This is a genomic window from Microcystis sp. M169S2 (genome assembly GCF_020245865.1).
GTDB classification, from domain to species: Bacteria; Cyanobacteriota; Cyanobacteriia; order Cyanobacteriales; family Microcystaceae; genus Microcystis; species Microcystis ichthyoblabe_A.
The window spans coordinates 66,833-74,357 of sequence record NZ_JADBUB010000004.1; the positions used below are offsets into that span (position 1 = coordinate 66,833).

Annotated in this window: 6 protein-coding genes and 1 pseudogene; 4 read left to right on the plus strand and 3 right to left on the minus strand. The window is 38.2% G+C overall.

Annotated features, from left to right (window positions below):
• Window positions 1-134: 134 nt before the first annotated feature.
• Entirely contained in the window at window positions 135-1,265 is a 1,131-nt protein-coding gene (locus IM485_RS00480; RefSeq protein ID WP_287740482.1) for a glycosyltransferase family 4 protein, read from the minus strand.
• Window positions 1,266-1,724: 459 nt separating this feature from the next.
• Here IM485_RS00480 and IM485_RS00485 point away from each other — a divergent pair, with 459 nt between their 5' ends.
• Window positions 1,725-2,663, plus strand: coding sequence for a WD40 repeat domain-containing protein (locus IM485_RS00485; RefSeq protein WP_287740484.1), 939 nt, complete (start codon window positions 1,725-1,727; stop codon window positions 2,661-2,663).
• Window positions 2,664-2,927: 264 nt separating this feature from the next.
• Here the strand turns inward: IM485_RS00485 and IM485_RS00490 are convergent, their stop codons facing one another.
• The gene (locus IM485_RS00490; RefSeq protein ID WP_287740487.1) at window positions 2,928-4,268 is read right to left on the minus strand and encodes an AAA-like domain-containing protein; all 1,341 of its coding nucleotides are present in this window, start codon (window positions 4,266-4,268) and stop codon (window positions 2,928-2,930) included.
• Window positions 4,269-4,413: 145 nt separating this feature from the next.
• On the opposite strand from IM485_RS00490, the gene IM485_RS00495 reads away from it, so the two are divergent.
• The 3 genes from IM485_RS00495 to IM485_RS00505 all read left to right on the plus strand — a co-directional run bounded on the left by IM485_RS00495 (window position 4,414) and on the right by IM485_RS00505 (window position 7,395).
• Window positions 4,414-4,578 carry a hypothetical protein gene (locus tag IM485_RS00495; RefSeq protein WP_192576005.1) on the plus strand — a complete coding sequence of 55 codons (165 nt, stop codon included), beginning with the start codon at window positions 4,414-4,416 and terminating at the stop codon, window positions 4,576-4,578.
• Window positions 4,579-5,176: 598 nt separating this feature from the next.
• The gene (locus tag IM485_RS00500) at window positions 5,177-6,034 is read left to right on the plus strand and encodes a glycosyltransferase family protein (protein ID WP_104397292.1); all 858 of its coding nucleotides are present in this window, start codon (window positions 5,177-5,179) and stop codon (window positions 6,032-6,034) included.
• A 185-nt stretch (window positions 6,035-6,219) separates the two neighbouring features.
• A complete protein-coding gene (locus IM485_RS00505) occupies window positions 6,220-7,395 on the plus strand; it encodes a polysaccharide pyruvyl transferase family protein (RefSeq protein ID WP_104397293.1) in 1,176 nt (391 codons plus the stop codon).
• 13 nt (window positions 7,396-7,408) lie between these two features.
• Here IM485_RS00505 and IM485_RS00510 read toward each other — a convergent pair.
• Window positions 7,409-7,525 (minus strand): annotated as a pseudogene (locus IM485_RS00510) (IS1 family transposase); the annotation flags it as partial.

The following is a 7,525-nucleotide window of genomic DNA, read 5'->3' on the forward strand; positions in this document are numbered from 1 at the left end:
GTTAAGTAGGTAGGTGTTAAAAGTTGTCAGACACCCCCATTATCAAGGGAAGATTAAGGGGTGATCAGTACCACCCTTATCAAGGGGGTATTAAGGGTGGATTTATCTTCAATTTAATTATAACTACTTACTTATTATAAAAGAGAACGATAAGCTTTTATAGTAGCTTGTGCGGTTTTTTGCCAAGAGAATTTTGCCGCTTGTTTTTTTCCTTTAGTGATTAATTCTTGACGGAGAGAGGTATCACTAATAACTTGATAGATTGCCGCAGCAATTTCTAGGGAATTATCGGGATTAATTAATATTGCCGAGTCTCCCGTGACTTCGGGTAAGGATGCAGTATTAGCAGTTACCACGGGACAACCTAAAGTCATCGCTTCTAAAACCGGTAATCCAAAACCTTCGTAAAAAGAAGGATAGATAAAAACATCGGCTTTTTGATAATAATCCGCAACTAAGTCATCGGCAAGATAATCAAGATGTTGGATACTATCTCGAAAGGGAGACTGAGATATTTTATCGAAAATTGGTTCATACTTCCATCCTTTTTTGCCAATCAGAATCAGATTATGGTCTAATTTATACCTGTCCTTGAGATAGTTAAAAGCACTGATAAGATTAATAATATTTTTTCGTGGTTCTAGGGTACTAACAAAGAGTAAATAGGGTTTAGTGATAGTTAGAGATGAGGGATAATTTGGGAGAGAAGAATAACGACTTGCGAGGGGAGTAACAAAAATTTTCTCTGGGTTCACATCTAAATATTCAATAATATCTCGTTTGGTACTTGCGGAGTTAGCAATAACTAAATCTGTCCATTGTAGAGATTTTTTAATGCGTTGGGTGTAGGTTTTGACAATCCCCGTGACAAACTCAGGATATTTCATAAAAGTAACATCATGAATAGTCATAACTTTACGACTCTGACGACAAGGATACACCACATGATCCAATCCGTGGAGAATATCGGGAGAATCAAGAAAGTTTTCTAGATAGGGAATTAGAGGATTAGGAAATCGGGTTAAGATATTGCTAAGACTGACGGGAATTGGTAAACATTTAACCTCTGGATAGGATTGCAGTTTTTCGGGTATAGAAAGATTACCCCGCAGCCAGTTTTTTACCGATGGTTGAAAACAGAGGGACAGGGAAAAGTTTTCTTGGTTTTGTAATTTAGCTAATTCGGCAATCAGATGATAAGCGTATAATCCAATTCCACTAGGATTTTGTCTTATCGGTGTACCATCAACTAAAATTTTAAGCATTTGCGGTTAGATGAGATTGACGGGATAGATATTTTTAAAATTACAGATTCAATTGTCAATTTTGCTCGCTTAGGACAAGATTAAAATCGGCAATAAACTCCACCCTAATAGTTAATGTTACCCTATAGCGCCCCTAAATAGCAGCCTTTTTGGGCTAGGTTACGGTGAATACTTAATTTATCGGGCAATTTTTTCGATTATTGTCCCCTCACCTACCCTATTACTATGATTGTCAACGGGTACTTATAAGCTAAGACCTATTTTAATAGGCTATCCTTAGATTAGCTGCATCTCCTTGAAGAGAAACACTGTAATTAGTTATAATCAGGGAACAATAGCTTCCCCGTACTTGTGGTGAGCGGAGATTTCTGAAAAGTTATCTCAGGGATGAAGTAGTCCCCTACAGAACCACTAACATCGGGTAATACCGAAAAATACTGATTAACTAATGTCTTCACCATGTTTAATCGTTTAGTATCTTTTAAATCCCTAGAAGGCCATGAAGGTGAGGTTAAATGTCTAACTTTTTCCCAAGATGGTCAATTTTTAGCTAGTGGAGATAACGAGTTAACTGTTATTGTTTGGGATTGGCAAAAAAATCAAAAATTTAGTTTACAAGGACATGAAAAAGCCGGTTGGTGGGACAAGGGAGTTAATTCTGTTGCTTTTAGTCCCTGTCAAGGATTTTTGGTTAGTGGAGGTGATGATCAAACCGTAAGAATTTGGTCACTGGAAAGTAAAAAATTAATCTCTACCTTAACGGGACACCAAGATAAAGTTACAGCAGTAGCTGTTCATCCCGATGGGGAAATTATTGCTAGTGGTAGTGAAGATAAAACGGTGAAAATATGGTCAGTAAAAACTGGAGAAATTCTGGCCACATTACAAGGTCATAGCGATAAAGTCCTAACAGTTAAATTTAGTCAAAATGGTCAACTTTTAGCCAGTGGTGGCGGCGAAAATGACAAAACGGTAATTATCTGGAATCTGGGAGAAAAGAGCAGTATTACCTTAAAAGGTCATTCCGATTGGTTTGGAGGTATTTTATCGGTAGATTTCGGCAGTAATAACAAATTTTTAGCCAGTGGCAGCAAAGACAAAACTATTAAAATCTGGGATATTAAAAGAGGTACAGAGGCAAAAACTCTCAGCGAACATAGTGATCATATCAATTCAGTTAGTGTTAGTCCTAATAATCAACTATTAGCCAGTGGTGGTGATGATAAAAGCTTAAAATTATGGGATTTAAAAGCAGGAAAAGCGATTATTTCTATTCACCATCCCCAGAAAATCTATGCGGTTTGTTTTAGTCCCGATGGTAATTATATCGCCACGGCCTGCCAAGATAAAATCGTGAGAGTTTATGGCACTTCCGAACTACAATCTTTAGCAAGTTGAGCAATCTTTGAGCGCACCGGATGCTTATCGGTGTCTAATTAGGGTTTGCTGAATAAATCTAAAAACCTTGTTGGATAAGGCTTTTAGACTTTTTTGACCTCAAAAAGTGCCGACCATTGGAGTGATTGGGGGGAAAATTCAGGTACTTTTTCCCTGAAAATTAGGTAATTGACCCCCTCAAAATCGGTAAAACCCCACACCCTACACCCTACACCCCACACCCTGCCACCAGGAAAAACTTTTTCAGCAGACCCTAATTATCTACTAGAGATCGCTGCTGGTCTGTTCTTCTCGGAAGTAAAGCTGATATAATTGACAGCTAGGCTGGGCTAGATCGCCTTTTAACTGAATTAAACCCATACTTTCCAGTTTATAAGCAGTAATCGGTTCTAATCGCGCTCCCTGATCGGAAGAATTAACCACTTCCCCCATCGCTGTCAATAATTCTGGCTGTTTTTGCAGACTATCCCAGTGATGACGCAGGTGTGCCGCATAAATTCCCCCTTGGGTAGCAGCATTAGGGAGAATATTTTTTTCCCCGCGCACCCGCGCTTCCAGGGCCAAACGGCTAAGATAGGGATGACCAGCAACTAGGGCAATTAAATCGCCAAGAAAACGCTGATTATCGTCATTTTTGGGCAATCCGTAGCTACTAGCCAAGTTTTCCAGTTGTTCGAGGTTAAAACCGGGTAATTTAATCGCACGGCCGACATTAAAGGGAGATTGATTAGCGTCCAATTGAATATAGATTTCCGTGGAATTAGCAATCGCTAACCGCAAATTCTGCCAGATTTCTAAATTATTAGCTTCTTCGTGCCAACAGCGCAAAAGCGGCAGAAAATCCCTAGCGATGTCCGGATACTCGAAAATTCTGTCTAAATTATCTAGGGCCAAAAAGAGCGGCCCGTTAATCTGTTCCAAAAGATAGGACTGAAAATAGGTTTGACAACTGATTAAACTGCCAAATAGTTCCTCATCCCAATATTCATCTAATTGCGGCTTTAAACCCAATTCTCGGCTAACATTTGCCGAAAACCAGCGACAAAATCGGTCTAAACTGGCAAACATCGCCTTTTCTGCCACTTGACAATTAATATAAACTGTGCTATGTCCCCAACTATCTGCCTGAGCGAGCAGATGTTTCAGGAGAGAAGTTTTACCGGTCTTTTCGGGGGATTTAATGCGAATGAGTGACCCCGGACGATTAATTTCTTGATAACAGTCGCTTTCGACGGGAGGGCGGCTAATATAACTATCTATAACCGATTTTTCTGCTAGTATCGGGGTGGGGTGATTTTTCCATTCAGGATATTTGATATCTTTGAACCATTCCCGGAGGATTTGGAACTTACCCGGCCCTTTACTACCTAATTCTAGTTCGGGACAGCCATTATCTTTATCTGCCGAGAAATAGCTATATATTTTAGTCATTTGTTTTTTATAGGTTTCATGGCTGGCGGCCTCGGCCATTTCCCAAATTCCCTCATCTGGTTTGCGCCAATTTTCGTAGGCAAAACGAACCAAAAAAATTTCCTTTAATTTGCCTTGAACACCGTATTCTCTGGCTAGATGTTTGAGAAACTCGTCCCATCCCTGTGGTTTCATCCCGTTCTACTTTATTCTACTTATATTCCCTTTTTTTCCATGTTAACCCCTTTTTCCCTCTTGGCAATGGGACTGACATCCGAGCGGAAAAGCCCTATGGTAAAAATAGGTCAATTACCTGATGGTGTCTAAGGGAGTAAAAGCCATGAAAATCTCATTAACCTTGTTTGTCGTGGTCTCCTTGCTGTTGGGTTCTCTTCCTCACACTTTAGCGGTTAATAGTCAAGATAACCATTTTGACCATTCCTCTTGGCCGCTAATTTTACAAAACCGTGACTGTAAGGGTGATAAGGACGATAATTGCAATTAGTCCTGATTATCTCGGTTAAGGTTCTTACTGTGTATCCCCCAGCGATGAAAAAATCGTGGTCGGGATTTTTTTTATCTTAATCATCAAAATTAGAGTTAAACTAGGTAAATTAGAGGAAATTGTCAAAGATTGACTTTTATCTTGCTCTTAATAGCTAGGGATTGTCCAGAGGTTAAAATTCATCTAGGGGTGACTTCTGAATGCCGACAGCCATTTTTATCGGTATAGAAGGGTATAAGCGCATATTTGTGAATATTTTTGGTATAATCAAAAGCTTGCACAATTTATCGAGGCGAATTGATAGATAGCTCCTGTTTTCTCCAACGAGCGCCGAATAATAATCCTAACCCTTGTCTTGTGGAAGTTTTCACGTGGAGTTATCTAGAGACTAGATCAGCTTTCGACTATCATATATACTCTGGGCGGGGTTGACAATAGTTCAAAATGATGTAAACTTTGACTACAGCAACAGCTTGCTCAAAATAACCCCACTCTAGCTTTTTTAGGTAGTAGTAGTCCACCGAGTTGACTAATTAACTTAAGGTGGGAATATTTCGGTTTACGCAGTATAATTAGAACAATTGTATCTAGTAAAATGATGGTTACTGTAACCCAAGCAACATCCCAATCTAATTCTTTAATTGATTACGTTAAGCAAGTTTTTATCATCGCCTATAAAGAGCCAACAGAGGCACTAGAATCCTGCTTTCGGGAAGAAGGATTTAATTGCGAAGTTCTCAGACAAAAACACCTAGAGGAATATAAGGATTATTCCAATAGCTACCTTTGTCTTCTTAATCATTGTCAAGCATGGCAACGTATTATTCAGGAAAATCAACCGACTTTAATTATCGAAGCTGATTTTGTTCCTGTGGTGGGCATAAGTCAACTTCCTTTACCATTTAATCCTAGTAAAAAAGATGTGGGGATTGCTTGGCTATATACTTGCGCTCCCCAAGTTTATTATGTATCACCCGAAGGTTTTGCCACTGGATTTTCTGCCTCTACCGTTGCTTATATTGTTACCCCAGAAGCGGCAAAAGTTATGATAACATTAGAAGAAAAAATCAGGCAAAATCCAGGACCTAACTTCTATTCTTCCTGGGATTCTACGATTGATAATTTGTTAAGAGAACAAGAACTTAAAAATTATCTTCCCTTTCGCTGTTACGGAGAACATGGTGGTTTACCCAATCTGGAACATTACCGCAATAATTTAAGCAAAAGCCATAGAGCCGATGTCCTGTATGGTTCTTTAGCTTTTTTGCCAATTTATGCCCAAGGAAAAAACAGTCCTTGGCTGGCTTTTTGGTGGGAACGTTTACAAGCAAGAATTAAAGGCATTGGGAGATTACTTGCGGGTAAATATCTGCGTCTGGCTACACTTCGCCGCAATAAATACTCATTCCGTTTTCTCGGTTTCGCTATTTCCAGACATTTAACATGGTGCTTATGAAAAATTATGCCAAAGCAATTGTTAAGATTTGATGAATATTAATGTTGTCATTGATTTAAAACAATGTTACAATCCACAAGCGGCTTAAGACCTAGTTAAGTTATCTTCCCATGAACTTGCTGACTATCCGTTTTTTAATCAAGGAAATTTTGGCTATTTTTGTAAAAATAAAGGACATCTAGACTATGCAACATTCTCTCAGAGATAATATCATTTTCTGCCAAGCGAGAGTTCCCCATGGAAATCAGGGAGATTTAGTATTAACTAAAATTCTCGTTTCGGAATTAAGAGAGTACGGAAAGCTGATCATTAATGATTTGCAAGTTCCTGAATGGTACTGTAAGCAGTTAGAGATGAAAGATGATGAGAGAGCTAGTTCATATCCAATCGGTTTTAGTCTTTTGATCTGGTTTTACAGCTTAAAATATTTATTTAAGCCTCGGGCTAATGTTTATTTAATTTTGCGTCCTGGCCATTTCTATGGACGAGGATTTAAGTTAGAGCTTAAGATGTTGTTAGCTTCCTTATACTATAATATATTAGCCATATTCAAAGTAAAAATTTGTCGATTTGGTACTTCAATTGAGTCCTTGTCACAACCTCTACAAGTAGCTGAGAAATTGCGTTCTATCCCTATGCACTTTTATAGTGTTAGAGATACTTTATCCAAAGATTATGCTCTAAAAATAGGAATAGATAAGGTAGAAATATTCCCTGACTTAGCCTGGCTGTTGCCCAAAAAATATGTCAATGAAAATACACAATTTTTGATGCAGGTTCCCAATTCTAATGAGCAACCCATAAAAATAGATCAAAATTATATCGCGTTAAGTTTTAGATCTGGCTTCAGAGAATTTGATAGTTCCGGCTATAAAAATAATCTTTTGATAGCTTTAGATAAACTGGTTAAAATGACCTGTGGAGATAGCCAAAATAAATTAGTTATTAGCTATCAAGTTGATTCAGACTATAAATTTTCCAAATATCTGTTTGAACGTTATCAAAATGAATACGATGTGATGTTTATAGAACGATATATAGACAGTCGCTCTATGTATGATTTGTATTCTGGAGCATCGATGGTGTGTAGCAATCGTTTGCACGTTTTAATGTTTGCAATGTTTTGTGGTTCTTTGCCGATTGCTATTGTTAATCGAGCCAAAGAAAAAAGAATTAATGGTATCTTTTCCGATGCAGGACTGCAAGAAATTATCTTAGATATTTCCCCTGGAATTCATGAACTAGATCGTTTACCCGAACTACTTAATCGTCAGGCAATAATCAAAGAAAAAATCAGCCTAGCTTTCCAAAAAAACGGTGATATTTGTCGAGAGACTCTAAAAGAAGTCTGGCGTTGCTGAATTAAGCTATGAATCAGTAAGGAATAGGCACTTCTTGAAACTTCAGATAATGAATTAATAAACGAATAGAGTATCCTAACATTTCTGTAGACTTAGAATAGCAGAGTGTTTTGCGATGCAATCGGGCTAG

What these genes read in the sequence shown, in the direction of transcription:
- IM485_RS00480 (WP_287740482.1), bottom strand. Translation starts at nt 1,265, where the DNA reads ATGCTTAAAATTTTAGTTGATGGTACACCGATAAGACAAAATCCTAGT.
- IM485_RS00485 (WP_287740484.1), top strand. Translation starts at nt 1,725, where the DNA reads ATGTTTAATCGTTTAGTATCTTTTAAATCCCTAGAAGGCCATGAAGGT.
- IM485_RS00490 (WP_287740487.1), bottom strand. Translation starts at nt 4,268, where the DNA reads ATGAAACCACAGGGATGGGACGAGTTTCTCAAACATCTAGCCAGAGAA.
- IM485_RS00495 (WP_192576005.1), top strand. Translation starts at nt 4,414, where the DNA reads ATGAAAATCTCATTAACCTTGTTTGTCGTGGTCTCCTTGCTGTTGGGT.
- IM485_RS00500 (WP_104397292.1), top strand. Translation starts at nt 5,177, where the DNA reads ATGGTTACTGTAACCCAAGCAACATCCCAATCTAATTCTTTAATTGAT.
- IM485_RS00505 (WP_104397293.1), top strand. Translation starts at nt 6,220, where the DNA reads ATGCAACATTCTCTCAGAGATAATATCATTTTCTGCCAAGCGAGAGTT.